The following is a 16,370-nucleotide window of genomic DNA, read 5'->3' as shown; positions in this document are numbered from 1 at the left end:
GACCGGCAGCCGGTCCACACGAGAGAGGTCACCCGTTGGGGAACAGCCTGGCGAACAGCCCGGACAGCAGCCGCAGCCCGCAGCAGATCCCGGTCGTCGTGCTCGCCGGATTCCTCGGCTCCGGCAAGACCACGCTCCTCAACCACCTCCTGCACCGCAGCGGAGGCAGCCGGATCGGAGCGATCGTCAACGACTTCGGGGCCATCGAGATCGACGCGATGGCCGTCGCGGGCGCCCTCGGCGACTCGACCGTCTCGCTCGGCAACGGCTGCCTGTGCTGTGCCGTCGACGCGGGTGAACTCGACCGCTACCTGGAGCGGCTCGCCGACCCGGGCACCGGCATCGACGTGATCGTCATCGAGGCCAGCGGGCTGGCGGAGCCGCAGGAACTCGTGCGGATGGTGCTGGCCTGCGAGCATCCGAGGGTCGTCTACGGCGGCCTGGTCGAGGTCGTGGACGCCGCCGAGTTCGACGACACGCGCGCGAAGCACCCGGAGATCGACCGGCACCTGGCCCTCGCCGACCTGGTCGTGGTCAACAAGCTCGACCGGGCCGCGGACGGTGAGCGGGTCCTCGGTCTGGTGCGGTCCCTCGCGGACCGTGCCGCCGTGGTGCCCGCCACCTACGGCCGGATCGACCCCGAGTTCCTCTTCGACTGCCGGCCGAGCGGGGAGCGGATCGGGCAGCTGTCCTTCGACGACCTCCACGAGCACACAGGGGGCGATGAGCACGCCGGTCATCTGCACACCGGCTACGACAGCCTCGCCTTCACCTCCGAGGCCCCCCTGGAGCCCCGTCGGCTCATGCGGTTCCTGGACAGCCGGCCCGAGGGGCTGTACCGGATCAAGGGGTACGTCGACTTCGGGCCGTACGACCCCCGCAACCGGTACGCGGTGCACGCCGTCGGCCGGTTCCTGCGCTTCTACCCCGAGCCCTGGGGCGCAGCCGCCGGCGAGCGCCTCACCCAGCTCGTGCTGATCGGTTCCGGCATCGACGCCGAGTCCCTCGGCCAGGAGCTCAAGGGGTGCGAGAACGACGCCCCACACGCCGACGAACACGGCATGTGGGGCGTTCTGCGCTATGTCCAGGGCTCCGAGGAGGAACCCGGCCCGGAGCCGTACGAGATGCCGTACGAGGCCTAGAACACCGGTCCCGCGATCACCGCCACGGTCTTCGGCAGCGACGTGCCCGAACCGTCCCGGCGCGGGTCCGGCTCCGGCAGCTCCGCCGGGGTGCCGTTCTTCTGCGCCGCGCGCGCGGGAGTCGGGCCCGCCCAGGCCAGCGACAGGCAGTCCTCCCCCTTCAGGAACCGCTGGCAGCGCACGCCGCCCGTGGCCCGGCCCTTGCGCGGGTACTGGTCGAACGGCGTCAGCTTGGCGGTCGTCTGCACGGAGTCGTCCAGTGTGCCGCGCGAGCCCGCGACCGTGAACACCGCCGCGTCGGCCGCCGGGTCGACGGCCGTGAAGGAGATGACCTTCGCTCCCTCGGCCAGCTTGATGCCCGCCATACCGCCGGCCGGGCGGCCCTGCGGACGCACGATGGACGCCTGGAAGCGCAGCAGCTGGGCGTCGTCGGTGATGAAGACCAGGTCCTCCTCACCGGTGCGCAGCTCCACCGCGCCCACGATCCGGTCGCCCTCCTTCAGCGTGATGACCTCCAACTCGTCCTTGCTGGACGGGTAGTCGGGCACCACACGCTTGACGACGCCCTGCTCGGTGCCGAGCGCCAGGCCCGGGGACGACTCGTCCAGCGTGGTCAGGCAGACCACCGTCTCGTCGTCCTCCAGGGAGACGAACTCGGCCAGCGGCGCCCCTCCGGAGAGGTTCGGCGCGGTCGTCGTCTCCGGCAGCTGGGGCAGGTCGACCACGTTGATCCTAAGCAGTCGGCCCGCCGAGGTCACCGCGCCGATCTCCCCGCGCGCCGTCGCCGGGACCGCCGAGACGATCACGTCGTGCTTGACGCGCTTGGCGCCGGCCTGCTCCGGGAACGGCTCGGCGGTCGCCGTACGGGCCAGCAGCCCCGTAGAGGACAGCAGCACCCGGCACGGGTCGTCGGCCACCTGCAGCGGCACCGCGGCCACCGGGGCACCCGCGGACTCCAGCAGGACCGTGCGCCGGTCGGTGCCGAACTGCTTGGCGACGGCGGCCAGTTCGGCCGAGACCAGCTTGCGCAGTTCCGCGTCGGAGTCGAGGATCCGGGTCAGCTCCGCGATCTCCGCGGTGAGCTTGTCCTTCTCCGCCTCCAGCTCGATGCGGTCGTACTTGGTGAGCCGGCGCAGCGGCGTGTCGAGGATGTACTGCGTCTGCACCTCGCTCAGCGAGAAGCGCCGCATCAGGCGCTCCTTGGCCTGCGCGGAGTTCTCGCTGGACCGGATCAGCCGGATGACCTCGTCGATGTCCACCAGCGCGGTCAGCAGACCCTCGACCAGGTGCAGCCGGTCGCGCTTCTTGCCGCGGCGGAACTCGCTGCGGCGCCGGACCACGTCGAAGCGGTGGTCGAGATAGACCTCCAGCAGCTCCTTCAGGCCCAGCGTGAGCGGCTGGCCGTCCACCAGCGCGACGTTGTTGATGCCGAAGGACTCCTCCATCGGGGTCAGCTTGTACAGCTGCTCCAGGATCGCCTCCGGCACGAAGCCGTTTTTGACCTCGATGACCAGGCGCAGGCCGTGCTCGCGGTCGGTGAGGTCCTTGACGTCGGCGATGCCCTGGACCTTTTTCGCGTTGACCAGATCCTTGATCTTCGCGATGACCTTCTCGGGGCCGACCGTGAAGGGCAGTTCCGTGACGACCAGGCCCTTGCGGCGGGCGGTCACCGTCTCGATCGAGACCGTCGCGCGCATCTTGAAGGTGCCGCGGCCCGTCGCGTACGCGTCCCGGATGCCGTCGAGGCCGACGATCCGGCCGCCGGTGGGCAGGTCCGGGCCCGGGACGTGCTTCATCAGCGCGTCCAGGTCCGCGTTCGGGTGCCTGATCAGGTGGCGGGCGGCCGCGATGACCTCGCGCAGGTTGTGCGGCGGCATGTTCGTCGCCATGCCCACCGCGATGCCCGAGGAGCCGTTGACCAGCAGGTTCGGGAAGGCGGCGGGCAGCGCCACCGGCTCCCGCTCCTGACCGTCGTAGTTCGGCGCGAAGTCGACCGTGTCCTCGTCGATCGACTCGGTCATCAGGCTCGTCGCCTGGGCCTGCCGGCACTCGGTGTACCGCATGGCGGCCGGCGGGTCGTCGTTGCCCAGCGAGCCGAAGTTGCCGTGGCCGTCGACCAGCGGCACGCGCATGGAGAACGGCTGGGCCATGCGCACCAGGGCGTCGTAGATCGACGCGTCGCCGTGCGGGTGCAGCTTGCCCATGACCTCGCCGACGACACGCGCGCACTTCACGTAGCCGCGGTCGGGGCGCAGGCCCATCTCGTTCATCTGGTACACGATCCTGCGGTGCACCGGCTTGAGGCCGTCACGGGCGTCCGGCAGGGCGCGTGAGTAGATGACCGAGTACGCGTACTCGAGGTAGGAGCCACGCATCTCGTCCACGACGTCGATGTCGAGGATCTTCTCCTCGTACGAATCGTCGGGCGGCGGGGTCTTCGTGCTGCGGCGGGCCATCGCTGCCGGCTCCTTGCTCAACGGATGGACGGATCTGACGCGGACCATTGTGGACCGAGGCACTGACAAGCCGTGCCGCGACCCGGTCCCGGCGGCCTTCCCGGGCGTCCCCGGGCGGGTCCGACGCAGGCTACGGGATCCGCTGTGGGCGTACGTCCCGCGGGAACTTCGCCGACGCCCCGCACGCTTTGCATACAGTGGCTGGAACGGCAGGAAAACCGCGGTTTCCACAACCGCCTCCGCTCGCGAAGGGACGCACATGCCCATGGGTCACACGACCACAGCCGAGGCAGGCTCCGGGGGCCTGACAGCGACCGAGCACCGCCTGGCCAACGGTCTGCGCGTGGTGCTCTCCGAGGACCACCTGACCCCCGTGGCGGCGGTCTGCCTCTGGTACGACGTCGGCTCCCGCCACGAAGTCAAGGGACGTACCGGCCTGGCTCACCTTTTCGAGCACCTGATGTTCCAGGGCTCGGCGCAGGTCAAGGGCAACGGTCACTTCGAGCTGGTGCAGGGCGCCGGCGGCTCGCTCAACGGCACCACCAGCTTCGAACGCACCAACTACTTCGAGACCATGCCCGCCCACCAGCTGGAGCTCGCCCTCTGGCTGGAGGCCGACCGCATGGGCTCGCTGCTGGCCGCCCTGGACGACGAGTCCATGGAGAACCAGCGGGACGTCGTGAAGAACGAGCGCCGCCAGCGCTACGACAACGTGCCCTACGGCACCGCCTTCGAGAAGCTGACCAGCCTGTCGTACCCGGAGGGGCACCCCTACCACCACACGCCGATCGGCTCGATGGCGGACCTGGACGCGGCCACCCTGGAGGACGCCCGCCAGTTCTTCCGCACCTACTACGCGCCGAACAACGCGGTGCTCTCCGTGGTCGGCGACATCGACCCCCGGCAGACCCTCGCCTGGATCGAGAAGTACTTCGGCTCGATCCCGTCCCACGACGGCAAGCCCGCCCCCCGCGACGGCTCCCTGCCGGAGATCATCGGCGAGCAGAAGCGCGAGGTCGTCGTCGAGGAGGTCCCGGCGCGCGCCCTCATGGCCGCCTACCGGCTCCCGCACGACGGCACGCGCGCGTGCGACGCCGCCGACCTCGCCCTGACCGTCCTCGGCGGCGGCGAGTCCTCCCGCCTCTACAACCGGCTGGTCCGCCGCGACCGTACGGCCGTCGCCGCCGGCTTCGGCCTGCTGCGCCTGGCCGGCGCGCCCTCCATGGGCTGGCTGGACGTGAAGACCTCCGGCGACGTGGAGGTGCCGGTCATCGAGGCCGCCATCGACGAGGAGCTGGCCCGGTTCGCCGAGGAGGGCCCCACGCCGGAGGAAATGGAGCGCGCCCAGGCCCAGTTGGAGCGCGAGTGGCTGGACCGGCTCGGCACGGTCGCCGGCCGCGCCGACGAACTGTGCCGGTACGCCGTCCTGTTCGGCGACCCGCAGCTCGCCCTCACCGCCGTCAAACGCGTCCTGGCGGTGACCGCGGAGGAGGTCCAGGAGGTCGCCAAGGCCCGCCTGCGCCCCGACAACCGCGCGGTCCTGGTCTACGAGCCGCTGTCCGCCGAGTCCGCCGAGCACACCGAGGAGGCGGGGCGCGGCGAGGACCCGGAGCAGGAAGCGACCGTAGAGGCCGGTAACGAGAACGAGGAGACGGCCAAGTGACCGAGCTCGCCACCATGGACTTCCACCCCCAGCCGCAGCCAGGCCAGGCCAGGCCGTGGGCGTTCCCCGCCCCCGAGCGCGGCACGCTCGACAACGGCCTGACCGTGCTGCGCTGCCACCGCCCCGGCCAGCAGGTCGTCGCCGTCGAGGTGCTGCTGGACGCGCCCCTGGACGCCGAGCCGGCCGGCCTGGACGGCGTCGCCACGATCATGGCGCGGGCCTTCTCCGAGGGCACCGACAAGCACTCCGCCGAGGAGTTCGCCGCCGAGCTGGAGCGCGCGGGCGCCACCCTGGACGCGCACGCCGACCACCCCGGCGTCCGGCTCAGCCTTGAGGTCCCGGCCTCCCGCCTGGCCAAGGGCCTCGGCCTGCTCGCCGACGCGCTGCGCGCGCCCGCGTTCGCCGACAGCGAGGTCGAGCGCCTCGTCCGCAACCGCCTGGACGAGATCCCGCACGAGCTGGCCAACCCCTCCCGCCGGGCCGCCAAGGAGCTCTCCAAGGAGCTGTTCCCGGCGGTCTCGCGCATGTCGCGCCCGCGCCAGGGCACCGAGGAGACGGTCGAGAAGATCGACGCCGCCGCCGTACGCGCCTTCTACGGCCGGCACGTACGCCCCGCCACGGCCACCGCGGTCGTGGTCGGCGACCTCACCGGCGTCGACCTCGACGCGCTGCTCGCCGGCACCCTGGGCGCCTGGACCGGCACCCCGGGCGAGCCGCGGCCCGTGCCGCCGGTGACCGCCGACGACACCGGGCGCGTGGTCATCGTGGACCGGCCCGGCGCCGTGCAGACCCAGCTGCTCATCGGCCGCGTCGGCCCCGACCGGCACGACCGCGTGTGGCCCGCCCAGGTGCTCGGCACCTACTGCCTCGGCGGCACCCTCACCTCCCGCCTGGACCGCGTCCTGCGCGAGGAGAAGGGCTACACCTACGGTGTGCGCGCGTTCGGCCAGGTCCTCAGGTCCGCGCCGGACGGCACGGGCGCCTCGATGCTCGCCATCAGCGGCTCCGTGGACACGCCCAACACCGGGCCCGCCCTGGAGGACCTGTGGAAGGTGCTGCGCACCCTCGCGGCGGACGGCCTGACCGACGCCGAGCGGGACGTGGCCGTGCAGAACCTCGTCGGGGTGGCGCCGCTGAAGTACGAGACGGCGGCGGCCGTCGCGAGCACGCTGGCCGACCAGGTCGAGCAGCACCTGCCCGACGACTTCCAGGCGACGCTCTATCAGCAGCTCGCGGCGACGGGCACGGTGGAGGCCACGGCGGCCGTCGTGAACGCCTTCCCGGTGGAGCGCCTGGTGACCGTCCTCGTCGGTGACGCCGCCCAGATCAAGGCGCCCGTGGAGGCGCTCGGCATCGGTGAAGTGACCGTGGTGGCGGCCGAGTAGCCGGACAGCGGCACGCGCGCGTGGGGCCCTGACGGACTAAGCACCGTCAGGGCCCCCGCTGTTCCACTCCCTTCCCCAGATGCCCGGTTTGAGGCGGAGGTTGCCCGTCTGACCTGTGGGATGCGCTACAAACGCCCGGATCGGTTTGGGATTCCGAAGCGGGCTTCCGTAGCGTCTTCCGGGCTGTTCGTCGGGCAGTGCGCTGCATCCGCGGCACCGGACAGCCATCGCCGAGTCCCCGTACGGCGCGAGCCAGGGGAGCCGGGGACCCACGCAGTCCCTGGGGTGAATCGGGCGCCCGCGCATGCCGCGAGGGGTCCGTAGGAGACCTTCCTGCTCCGAACCCGTCAGCTAACCCGGTAGGCGAGAGGGAAGGAAAGGACCAGCCACTTCATGGCGTTCATGTGCGCCACCGGGAAGCACCGCAAGCCCGGCCGGGTCAAGCGCACCACCGCTCAGGCGGCGGGCATCGCGGCCCTCACCACCACCGGTGCCGTCGGCACCCTCGCCGCCTCCCCGGCGCTCGCCGCCGAGCACACCGTGGAGCAGACCGGTCTCACGCCGGTCCTCACCGTGAGCGACGACGTCGCCGAGCACATCGCCGCGCAGGCCGCCGCGCAGAAGCAGGCAGCCGAGCAGAAGGCGGCCGAGGAGGCCGCGGCGAAGAAGGCGAAGGACGAGCGCGAGGCCAGGGCCCGCGCCGCCCGGGAGGCCGAGCGCAAGCGCCTGAACGCCTTCGTCGCCCCGATAGCCGACTCCTACGTCTCCACCGGCTACCAGGCCAGCAGCTCCCTGTGGTCCTCCGGCCACCACACGGGCATCGACTTCCACGCGGCCACCGGCACCCCCGTCCACGCGGTCGGCTCCGGCACCGTCGTCTCCACCGGCTGGGGCGGCGCGTACGGCAACCAGATCGTGATCCGCATGGCCGACGGCATGTACACCCAGTACGGCCACCTGTCGTCCATCGGCGTCTCGGTGGGCCAGCAGGTCACCCCGGGCCAGCAGATCGGCCTGTCCGGCGCGACCGGCAACACCACCGGCCCGCACCTGCACTTCGAGGCCCGCACGACCCCCGACTACGGCTCGGACGTCGACCCCGTCGCCTACCTCCGCGAGCACGGCGTGAACGTCTGACGCCGCATCGCACGGCCCGCGAAGCCCCGGCTCACCGAGCCGGGGCTTTCGCCGTTTTTCGCGGGCCCCGCCCGGCCCGCTGACCAAAAAATATCCATGGAATCCGGCCCGCCGTCGGAAATTCCGGCTCATTGGAATAGAGTCACGGAACACGCGTCCATCGTCGACGTTTCACGGGGATTAAGGCGGAGGTCGGTCATGCGTATTCCGGCGCACTCGGTGTGCACGGCCATCCGGGACGACATCGTCGCGGGTGTCTACGAGCGCGGCGGCCGGCTGACCGAGGAAGTCCTGGCCCGTCGCTACGGCGTCTCGCGCGTCCCCGTCCGCGAGGCCCTGCGCACCCTGGAGGCCGAGGGCTTCGTGGTGACCCGCCGGCACGCGGGCGCGTGCGTGGCCGAGCCGACCGAGCAGGAGGCCGCCGACCTGCTGGAGATGCGCATGCTGCTGGAGCCGCTCGGGGCCGCCCGGGCCGCCCAGCGGCGCACCGAGGCCCATCTGAAGGTGCTGCGCGGCCTCGTCAGGCTGGGCCAGGAGCGGGCCCGCACGGGCAACAGCGGCGACCTGCGCTCGCTGGGCGGCTGGTTCCACGAGACGCTCGCCCAGGCCTCCGGCAGCCCGTCGCTGACGGCGATGCTCACCCAGCTGCGGCACAAGATCGCCTGGATGTACGCGGTGGAGGCGCCGGTAAGCCCGGTGGACCACTGGGCGGAGCACGGCGCCATCGTCGACGCGGTGGCGCGCGGCGACGGTGAGCGCGCGCGGGCGGTCACGGCGCTGCACACCGAGCGCGTGACGGCCGCGCACCGGCTGCGTTTTGCCGGAGGCGCCGAGCGTGTGAGGACTTCGCAACACGCCGTAAACATGTCGGGTCTTCGGCATTAACACGGGCGCCGTATACAAAGAAGAGTAATTCGGCTGCGGTGTATTTCCGCTGCCCGAATTCAGGTGTGCGCGCAATGAGCCCGGAAAGGGTGGAGCCGCGCCGCCCGAAAACAGGCGACGCGGCTCCGGCGTTATCGCTGTGCCGGTGTTCAGACCGTCTCGGGCAGTTCCTCGAGACCCTCGGAGACCAGCTTGGCCAGACGGTCCAGGGCGGCGTCCGCGCCCTCTGCGTCGGAGGCCAGGACGATCTCCTCGCCCCCCTGGGCGCCAAGCCCCAGGACAGCCAGCATGGAGGCCGCGTTGACGGGGTTGCCGTCAGCCTTGGCGATCGTCACCGGGACGCCTGCGGCCGTGGCGGCTCGGACGAAGATGGAGGCGGGGCGGGCGTGGAGGCCCTCGGCCCAGCCGACGTTGACGCGGCGCTCAGCCATGTGTTGCTGCCCTTCAGTCTTCAGGGTTGTCTAGACCAGTTTCCCATATCGTGAAGCATGCCCGGAGCGCACCGTCGTCCGCTCCGGTGTGGCGCCGGAACCGCGGCCTCGGTTCCGGCTTGTCGTCCTCCACAGACTGCCCCGCGCCGTTGTCGGACGCGAGCCGTACTCTGGGGCCCATGCAGACCTCGGCGGACCGGCAGGACCGGCACCTCTACCCCGCCCACTGGGAGGCGGACGTGGTGCTGCGCGACGGGGGTACGGCGCGCATCAGGCCCATCACCATCGATGACGCCGACCGCCTGGTCAGCTTCTACGAGCAGGTCTCGGACGAGTCGAAGTACTACCGCTTCTTCGCGCCGTACCCCAGGCTCTCCGCCAAGGACGTCCACCGCTTCACGCACCACGACTTTGTGGACCGGGTGGGACTCGCGGCCACCATCGGCGGCGAGTTCATCGCCACCGTACGCTATGACCGCATCGGCGCCGACGGCATGCCCGCCTCCGCACCCGCCGACGAGGCCGAGGTCGCCTTCCTGGTGCAGGACGCCCACCAGGGCCGCGGGGTCGCCTCCGCCCTGCTGGAACACATCGCGGCGGTCGCCCGTGAACGCGGCATCCGCCGCTTCGCCGCCGAGGTGCTGCCCGCCAACACCAAGATGATCAAGGTGTTCACGGACGCCGGCTACACCCAGAAGCGCAGCTTCGAGGACGGCGTCGTCCGCCTGGAGTTCGACCTCGAACCCACCGACCGGTCCCTCGCCGTGCAGCGCGCGCGGGAACAGCGCGCCGAGGCCCGGTCGGTACGGCAGCTGCTCATGCCCGGCTCCGTGGCGGTCGTCGGCGTCGGCCGCGCCCCCGGCGGCGTCGGCCGCAGCGTCCTCGGCAACATCCGGGACGCCGGCTACGGCGGCCGGCTGCACGCCGTGAACAAGGCCTTCCCGGAGGACCTCGGTGAGGTCGACGGGGTGCCGGCGTACCGGCGCGTGCGGGACATCGGCGATCACGTGGACCTCGCCGTGGTCGCCGTACCGGCCGAGCACGTGCCCGCCGTGGTCGCCGAGTGCGGGGACCACGGAGTGCAGGGGCTCGTCGTGCTCTCCGCCGGGTACGCCGAGAGCGGGCCCGAGGGGCGCGAGCGGCAGCGGGCGCTCGTGGAGCAGGCGCGCGCGTACGGCATGCGGATCATCGGCCCGAACGCCTTCGGGGTCATCAACACCGCGCCCGGTGTCCGGCTGAACGCCTCCCTCGCCCCGGAGATGCCCCGCCCCGGCCGCATCGGCATGTTCGCCCAGTCCGGCGCCATCGGCATCGCCCTGCTGTCCCGGCTGCACCGGCGCGGGGGAGGGGTCACCGGAGTCACCGGCGTGTCCACCTTCGTGTCCGCCGGCAACCGCGCCGACGTCTCCGGCAACGACGTCCTCCAGTACTGGTACGACGACCCCGAGACCGACGTCGTCCTCATGTACCTGGAGTCCATCGGCAACCCGCGCAAGTTCACCCGCCTCGCACGCCGGACGGCGGCGGCGAAACCGCTGGTCGTGGTGCAGGGAGTCGGATCCGCCCCGCAGGGACACGCGGTACGGGCCACCCGGCTGCCGCACGCCACGGTCTCCGCGCTGCTGCGCCAGGCCGGGGTGCTCCGGGTCGACACGATCACCGAGCTGGTCGACACGGGCCTGCTGCTCGCCCGGCAGCCGCTGCCGGCGGGGCCGAGGGTGGCGATCCTGGGCAACTCCGAGTCGCTGGGGGTGCTGACGTACGACCGGTGTCTGGCGGAGGGGCTGCGGCCTTCGCTCCCGCTGGACCTGACCACCGGGGCGACGGCGGAGGACTTCCACGGGGCGCTGGCGCGGGCCCTGGCCGACGACACGTGCGACTCCGTCGTGGTGACGGCGATACCCGCGATCGGGGAAGCGTCGCCGGGGGACGCGGAGCTGGCCGAGGCGCTGCGGTCGGCGGCGGCTGCGGTTCCCGGGAAGCCGGTGCTCGTCGTGCATGTGGAGCTCGGGGGGCTGGCTGAGGCGTTGTCGGCTGCGGCGAGTACTGCGCCACAGGCCGTTTCCGGGGCGCCCGGTACTGAGGGCGGTGCCCATCAGTACCGCCCTGCGGAACGATCGCCCACCGCGCTGGCGGAAGCGGTCAGTCCTCCGGAGGGCCAGCACCTCATCCCCGCCTACCCCGCCGCCGAGCGTGCCGTGCGGGCGTTGGCCGAAGCCGTCAAGTACGGGCAGTGGCGGCGGGAGGCCATGGACCCGGGGAAGGTGCCCGAGTACGACGACATCGACGAGAAGGGCGCCGCGCGGCTGATCGGTGAGCTGCTCGCCCGCGGCGAGGGGCTGACGATCTCCGACGCGGAGACCTGCGAACTGCTCGGCAGGTACGGCATCCCCGTACGGCGCGCACTGCCCGCGCCCACCCCCGACGCCGCCGCCGAAGCCGCCCGCACCCTCGGCTACCCCGTCGCCCTCAAGGCCACCGCCCCCCACCTCAGGCACCGCGCCGACCTGGGCGGCGTACGCCTCGACCTCGCGGACGAGGAGCAACTACGCCGGGCCTACGCCGAGTTGACCGAGCTGTTCGGCAAGCCGGAGGAGCTGCGGCCGGTGGTGCAGGGCATGGCGCCGCGCGGCGTCGACACCGTCGTACGGGCCGTGATCGACCCGGCGGCCGGGGCCGTGCTGTCCTTCGGGCTCGCCGGGGCCGCCTCGCAGCTGCTCGGGGACATGGCGCACCGGCTCGTCCCGGTCACCGACCGGGAGGCGACCTCGCTGGTGCGGTCGATCCGTACGGCACCGCTGCTGTTCGGCTGGCGCGGCTCCACGCCGGTCGACACCCCGGCGCTGGAGGAGCTGCTGCTGCGGGTGTCCCGGCTGGTCGACGATCACCCGGAGGTGGTCGCCGTCACCCTGGAACCGGTCGTCGTCGCCCCGCACGGCGTGAGTGTCCTCGGCGCCACGGTACGGCTCGCGCCCCCGCCCGCCCGCGACGACCTGGGCCCGCGCACGATGCCGGCCTACTGAGCGGACGAGGGGGCCGCATGGAGATCGCCGGCCGCGAGCTGCCCGAGGGCAGTTGGTGGGACTGGGAGGTGATCGGCTGGGACGCGGGTGAGCTGCGCCTCGCCGCCGGGAACGACCTCACGTACCACCACGGCCTGGAGGCCGTCTTCGTCGCCCCGCTCCTCGTGTCCTGCCCGCTCGCCTTCCAGGATCCCGTATTCCGCGCGCCGACGGCCGCGGAGACGGCACGGCTCGTGCGCGCCCTCGGGGAGGCGCCGGCCCTCGTGGTCGCGTTCGAAGCGGACGCCGGCGGCCCGGAGCCCCTCTCCTGTCTGATCGCCGCCGAGCGGCTGGAGATCCGGCAGGGACTCGTTCGAAGACGGCCACGCGCGCCTGCGCAAGCCGCCCCCGGTCCGTGCGACTGGCCCGGACCCCCCTTGCCCACGGATTAGGATGGACGCCATGGCCAAGACCAGTACGACGACCCAGGGGCTGCGCGCGGCGATCGAGCGCAGCGGCTACTACCCGGCCCTCGTGGCCGAGGCGGTGGAGGCCGCTGTGGGGGGCGAGCCCATCCGGTCGTACCTGGTCCACCAGGAGACCACCTTCGACCAGAACGAGGTGCGGCGGCATGTGACCGTGCTCGTTCTCACCGGCAACCGGTTCATCGTCAGCCACACCGACGAGCAGGCCGCCGACAGCACCTCCCCGACGCCGTACGCCACCACCTCCACCGAGTCCGTGAAACTCAGCAGGATTTCGTCGGTCGTGGTCAGCCGGGTGGTCGCGAATCCCGAGCAGTACGCGCCGGGCACGCTGCCCCGTGAGGTCGTGCTGACCATCGGGTGGGGCGCGGTCAACCGCATCGACCTGGAGCCCGCCGCCTGCGGCGACCCCAACTGCGACGCCGACCACGGCTACACGGGCAACTCCACGGCGGACGACCTCAGCCTGCGCGTCAGCGAGGCCGGGGACGGCCCGGACACGGTGCGGCAGGCGCTCGCCTTCGCACAGGCCATCTCGGAGGCGACCGCGGACATCGCCCGCTGATGTCCCAGCTCTCCGCCTGGGACCACCCAGAACCCCTCGCCCTGGACACCGCGCCGCTGCCCGAGTACGGCACCGGCTCCCTCGCCGACCTGCTGCCCACCCTCGCCGTCGGCATGGGCGTCCCCGGCCTGACCGCCACCATCCAGGAACTGACCCCGGCCGACCGGGTCTGTGTGCTGCTGATCGACGGGCTCGGCTGGGAGCAGCTGCGGGCGCACGCCGCCGAGGCGCCCTTCCTGACCTCGCTGCTCGGCACCTCACGCGGCGGCACCGGCCGTCCGCTCACCGCCGGCTACCCGGCGACCACCGCCGTCTCCCTCGCCTCCGTCGGCACCGGCCTGCCGCCCGGCGTCCACGGCCTGCCCGGCTACACCGTGCGCAACCCGGACACCGGTGAGCTGATGAACCAGCTTCGCTGGCAGCCGTACACCGATCCGCACTTCTGGCAGCCCTACCCCACCGTCTTCCAGCTGGCCCAGGCGGCCGGGGTGCACGCCGCCCAGGTGACCTCGCCGATCTTCGAGCACACTCCGCTGACCAGGATCGCGCTCAGCGGCGGCAGCTTCCACGGACGGCTGAGCGGCGAGGAGCGCATGGACCTCGCGGCCGAGCAACTGGCGGCGGGGGACCGGTCACTGGTCTACACGTACTACTCCGAGCTGGACGGCGCCGGACACCGCTACGGCGTCGCCTCCGACACCTGGCGCGGCCAGTTGATGTGCGTCGACCGGCTCGCCCAGCGCCTGGCCGAGCAACTGCCGCCGCGCAGCGCGCTCTACGTCACCGCCGACCACGGCATGGTCGACGTCCCCTTCGACGACGAGCACCGCATCGACTTCGACACGGACTGGGAGCTGCGCGCCGGGGTCGCCCTGCTGGGCGGCGAGGGCCGGGCACGGCACGTGTACGCGGTGCCGGGCGCCCAGAACGACGTACTGACCGTCTGGCGCGAGGTGCTCGGCGAGCAGTTCTGGGTGGCCTCGCGCGACGAGGCGATCGAGGCGGGCTGGTTCGGGCCGCACATCGACGAGCGGGTGTACCCACGGCTCGGGGACGTGATCGCGGCCGCCCACGACGACGTCCTGATCATCGCGTCCGAGCGGGAGCCCAAGGAGTCGGCGCTGGTCGGCAACCACGGTTCGATGACGCCCGCCGAGCAGCTCGTCCCGCTGCTCGAAGTACGCTCCTGAAGCCCCCTGCCCCGACCGTTCGCCGAAAGGTGCTCAACTCCTCATGCCCGAGCTGGTGTTCTTCTCCGGAACGATGGACTGCGGGAAGTCGACGCTGGCTCTGCAGATCGAGCACAACCGCTCCGCGCGCGGCCTCGTCGGCATGATCTTCACCCGCAACGACCGAGCGGGCGAGGGCAAGCTGTCGTCGCGGCTCGGCCTGGTGACCGACGCGGTGGAGGTCGCGGACGACCAGGACCTGTACGGCTATCTCGTGGAGCACCTCTCGCAGGGCCGCCGGGCCGACTACGTGATCGCGGACGAGGCGCAGTTCCTCGCACCCGAGCAGATCGACCAGCTCGCGCGGGTGGTGGACGATCTCGGACTGGACGTGTACGCCTTCGGGATCACCACCGACTTCCGCTCCAAGCTCTTCCCCGGCTCGCAGCGGCTGGTGGAGCTGGCCGACCGCATCGAGGTGCTCCAGGTGGAGGCGCTGTGCTGGTGCGGCGCCCGCGCCACGCACAACGCCCGCACGATAGGGGGCGAGATGGTCGTCGAGGGCGCCCAGGTGGTCGTCGGCGACGTCAACCAGGCGGCGGGCGAGGTCGGCTACGAGGTGCTGTGCCGCCGCCACCACCGCCGCCGGATGACCGCCGCGACGGCACGAGCGGCGGCCCTGTCCCCGGACGTGCTCCCCGTCTCCTCCGCCTGACCCGAAGCCCCCACCCGAACCGCCCCCACCGGCTGGGTCCGAGTTGTGGGGGCGTGGTTGCTTGCTGAGGGCGGATCGGTCTCGTCCGGGTGGGACCGCTTGTTCCCGAGGGGTCGGTCGGGGCCGGCTCCGTGGGCCGCGCTTGCTTCCTGAAGGGCCGACCGGTCTCGCCGGGGCGGAACCGCCGGCCGGACCCGCTCCGCGGGACCGCTTGCCCCTCCCCGAGGGGTCGGACGAACTCGGCCCGCGGGGAGTACGAGCCCGGCCGAACCGCGGAGCGCTGAGGGCGAACCCGGCTGAACCCGTGGAGCGCTGAGTGCGAACCCGGCTGAGCCCGCGGAGCGTTCAGTGGGGGTTCTGGATCACTGAGAACTCCGCGCCCTCCGGGTCCGCCACCGTCGCCACCCGGCCGTGCGGGCTGTCGGCGGGCTGTCTGATGACGCGGCCGCCGAGGTCCGCCACCTGCCGTACCGTCGCGTCGGCGTCGGCGACCTCGAAGTACGTCTGCCAGTGCGGTCCGCGATCGCGAGGCAGGCCATGGCCCAGGCCGTGCAGTCCGGCCACCGGACGGCCGGCGAGGTGCAGCGTCACGTAGTCGAAGTCGGCGGAGACCACCGGCTCCCGCTCGTAACCGAACACGGTCGCGTAGAACTTGGAGACGCTGTCGGTCTCGAAGGTCACCAGCTCGTTCCACGCGGGCGTGCCGGGCACTCCGGTGAGCGTGGTGCCGAGGTGCGCGGAGCCCTGCCAGATGCCGAACACGGCCCCGGAGGGGTCCGCGGCGATGGCGATCCGACCGGCCTCGGCGGCGTCCAGCGGTCCGACCGCCACGGTGCCGCCGCACTCCCGTACCGTGTCGGCCGTCTGGTCCACGTCGTCCGAAGCGAGGTACGGCGTCCAGGCGATCGGCAGCCGGCGGTCCGGCGGCAGCTGGCCCATGCCCGCCACCTCGTGCCCGTCCAGCAGCGCCCGCACATACGGGCCGAGCTGCTGCGGGCCCGGCCGGAACTCCCAGCCGAACAGCTCGCCGTAGAACTCCTCGGTGGCGGCCAGCCCGTGCGCCATCAGGCTCACCCAGCAGGGCGTGCCGGGCGCACGCCGCGCGTGCGGGCCGGCCGGCTCCCGTGCCTCGGTCATCGATCACTCTCTCCCCGGCCCCTCGCGGTGGCCGTGTCGCTTCCGCTCCCCGGAAGGGGTGTCCACGCCGGCGGCGGATACGCCCGTGCCGGTGTCCGCATCCTCCACGCCGCAGCGGGACTTACCGCGCCGACGCTCGGCGACACCTCCGGGAGGATGCCCGGTCTGCCGTCTCTCGCCGCTTCCTGACGATGGCCG

General features: G+C 72.3%; 13 protein-coding genes and 1 riboswitch. Of the genes, 10 read left to right on the top strand and 3 right to left on the bottom strand.

The features are described from left to right. The first annotated feature begins 35 nt into the window (after positions 1-35). Positions 36-1,142: a CobW family GTP-binding protein gene (locus tag ACWC2T_RS30760; protein WP_450673612.1), complete on the top strand. Its 1,107-nt coding sequence runs from the start codon at positions 36-38 to the stop codon at positions 1,140-1,142. Here the strand turns inward: ACWC2T_RS30760 and ACWC2T_RS30755 are convergent. Continuing rightward, the gene (locus tag ACWC2T_RS30755; RefSeq protein ID WP_450673611.1) at positions 1,139-3,598 is read right to left on the bottom strand and encodes a DNA gyrase/topoisomerase IV subunit A; all 2,460 of its coding nucleotides are present in this window, start codon (positions 3,596-3,598) and stop codon (positions 1,139-1,141) included. The genes ACWC2T_RS30760 and ACWC2T_RS30755 overlap by 4 nt on opposite strands. 259 nt (positions 3,599-3,857) lie before the next feature. On the opposite strand from ACWC2T_RS30755, the gene ACWC2T_RS30750 reads away from it, so the two are divergent. From ACWC2T_RS30750 to ACWC2T_RS30735, 4 genes are all read left to right on the top strand, one after another. Then, positions 3,858-5,261, top strand: coding sequence for a M16 family metallopeptidase (locus ACWC2T_RS30750; RefSeq protein ID WP_450673610.1), 1,404 nt, complete (start codon positions 3,858-3,860; stop codon positions 5,259-5,261). Then, entirely contained in the window at positions 5,258-6,646 is a 1,389-nt protein-coding gene (locus ACWC2T_RS30745) for a M16 family metallopeptidase (RefSeq protein ID WP_450673609.1), read from the top strand. Before ACWC2T_RS30750 ends, ACWC2T_RS30745 begins: the two co-directional genes overlap by 4 nt. A 218-nt stretch (positions 6,647-6,864) precedes the next feature. Further along, positions 6,865-7,027: riboswitch (cyclic di-AMP (ydaO/yuaA leader) on the top strand. A gap of 12 nt (positions 7,028-7,039) precedes the next feature. Continuing rightward, on the top strand, positions 7,040-7,783 hold the full coding sequence (locus ACWC2T_RS30740) for a M23 family metallopeptidase (protein ID WP_450673608.1): 744 nt from the start codon (positions 7,040-7,042) through the stop codon (positions 7,781-7,783). Positions 7,784-7,981: 198 nt separating this feature from the next. Beyond that, positions 7,982-8,668: a GntR family transcriptional regulator gene (locus ACWC2T_RS30735; protein ID WP_450673607.1), complete on the top strand. Its 687-nt coding sequence runs from the start codon at positions 7,982-7,984 to the stop codon at positions 8,666-8,668. A gap of 149 nt (positions 8,669-8,817) precedes the next feature. Here the strand turns inward: ACWC2T_RS30735 and ACWC2T_RS30730 are convergent, their stop codons facing one another. After that, positions 8,818-9,099 carry an HPr family phosphocarrier protein gene (locus tag ACWC2T_RS30730; protein WP_003993478.1) on the bottom strand — a complete coding sequence of 94 codons (282 nt, stop codon included), beginning with the start codon at positions 9,097-9,099 and terminating at the stop codon, positions 8,818-8,820. Between the two features lie 179 nt (positions 9,100-9,278). Between ACWC2T_RS30730 and ACWC2T_RS30725 the strand changes: the two genes are divergently transcribed. The 5 genes from ACWC2T_RS30725 to ACWC2T_RS30705 are packed head-to-tail and all read left to right on the top strand — an operon-like array spanning position 9,279 to position 15,035. Then, positions 9,279-12,122: a bifunctional acetate--CoA ligase family protein/GNAT family N-acetyltransferase gene (locus ACWC2T_RS30725; RefSeq protein ID WP_450673606.1), complete on the top strand. Its 2,844-nt coding sequence runs from the start codon at positions 9,279-9,281 to the stop codon at positions 12,120-12,122. A 17-nt stretch (positions 12,123-12,139) separates the two neighbouring features. After that, positions 12,140-12,553 carry a hypothetical protein gene (locus ACWC2T_RS30720; RefSeq protein ID WP_450673605.1) on the top strand — a complete coding sequence of 138 codons (414 nt, stop codon included), beginning with the start codon at positions 12,140-12,142 and terminating at the stop codon, positions 12,551-12,553. A gap of 1 nt (position 12,554) precedes the next feature. Further along, the gene (locus ACWC2T_RS30715; protein WP_351208957.1) at positions 12,555-13,151 is read left to right on the top strand and encodes a DUF5998 family protein; all 597 of its coding nucleotides are present in this window, start codon (positions 12,555-12,557) and stop codon (positions 13,149-13,151) included. After that, the gene (locus tag ACWC2T_RS30710; protein ID WP_450673604.1) at positions 13,151-14,341 is read left to right on the top strand and encodes an alkaline phosphatase family protein; all 1,191 of its coding nucleotides are present in this window, start codon (positions 13,151-13,153) and stop codon (positions 14,339-14,341) included. Before ACWC2T_RS30715 ends, ACWC2T_RS30710 begins: the two co-directional genes overlap by 1 nt. A 43-nt stretch (positions 14,342-14,384) precedes the next feature. Beyond that, complete coding sequence (locus tag ACWC2T_RS30705) at positions 14,385-15,035, top strand: thymidine kinase (RefSeq protein WP_450673603.1); 651 nt, start codon at positions 14,385-14,387, stop codon at positions 15,033-15,035. 345 nt (positions 15,036-15,380) lie between these two features. On the opposite strand, the gene ACWC2T_RS30700 is transcribed toward ACWC2T_RS30705, so the two are convergent. Then, a complete protein-coding gene (locus tag ACWC2T_RS30700; protein ID WP_450673602.1) occupies positions 15,381-16,172 on the bottom strand; it encodes a VOC family protein in 792 nt (263 codons plus the stop codon). Between the last annotated feature and the right edge of the window lie 198 nt (positions 16,173-16,370).

The organism is Streptomyces sp. NPDC001393 (assembly GCF_053597455.1).
This window is presented reverse-complemented; position numbering and strand designations above follow the sequence as displayed.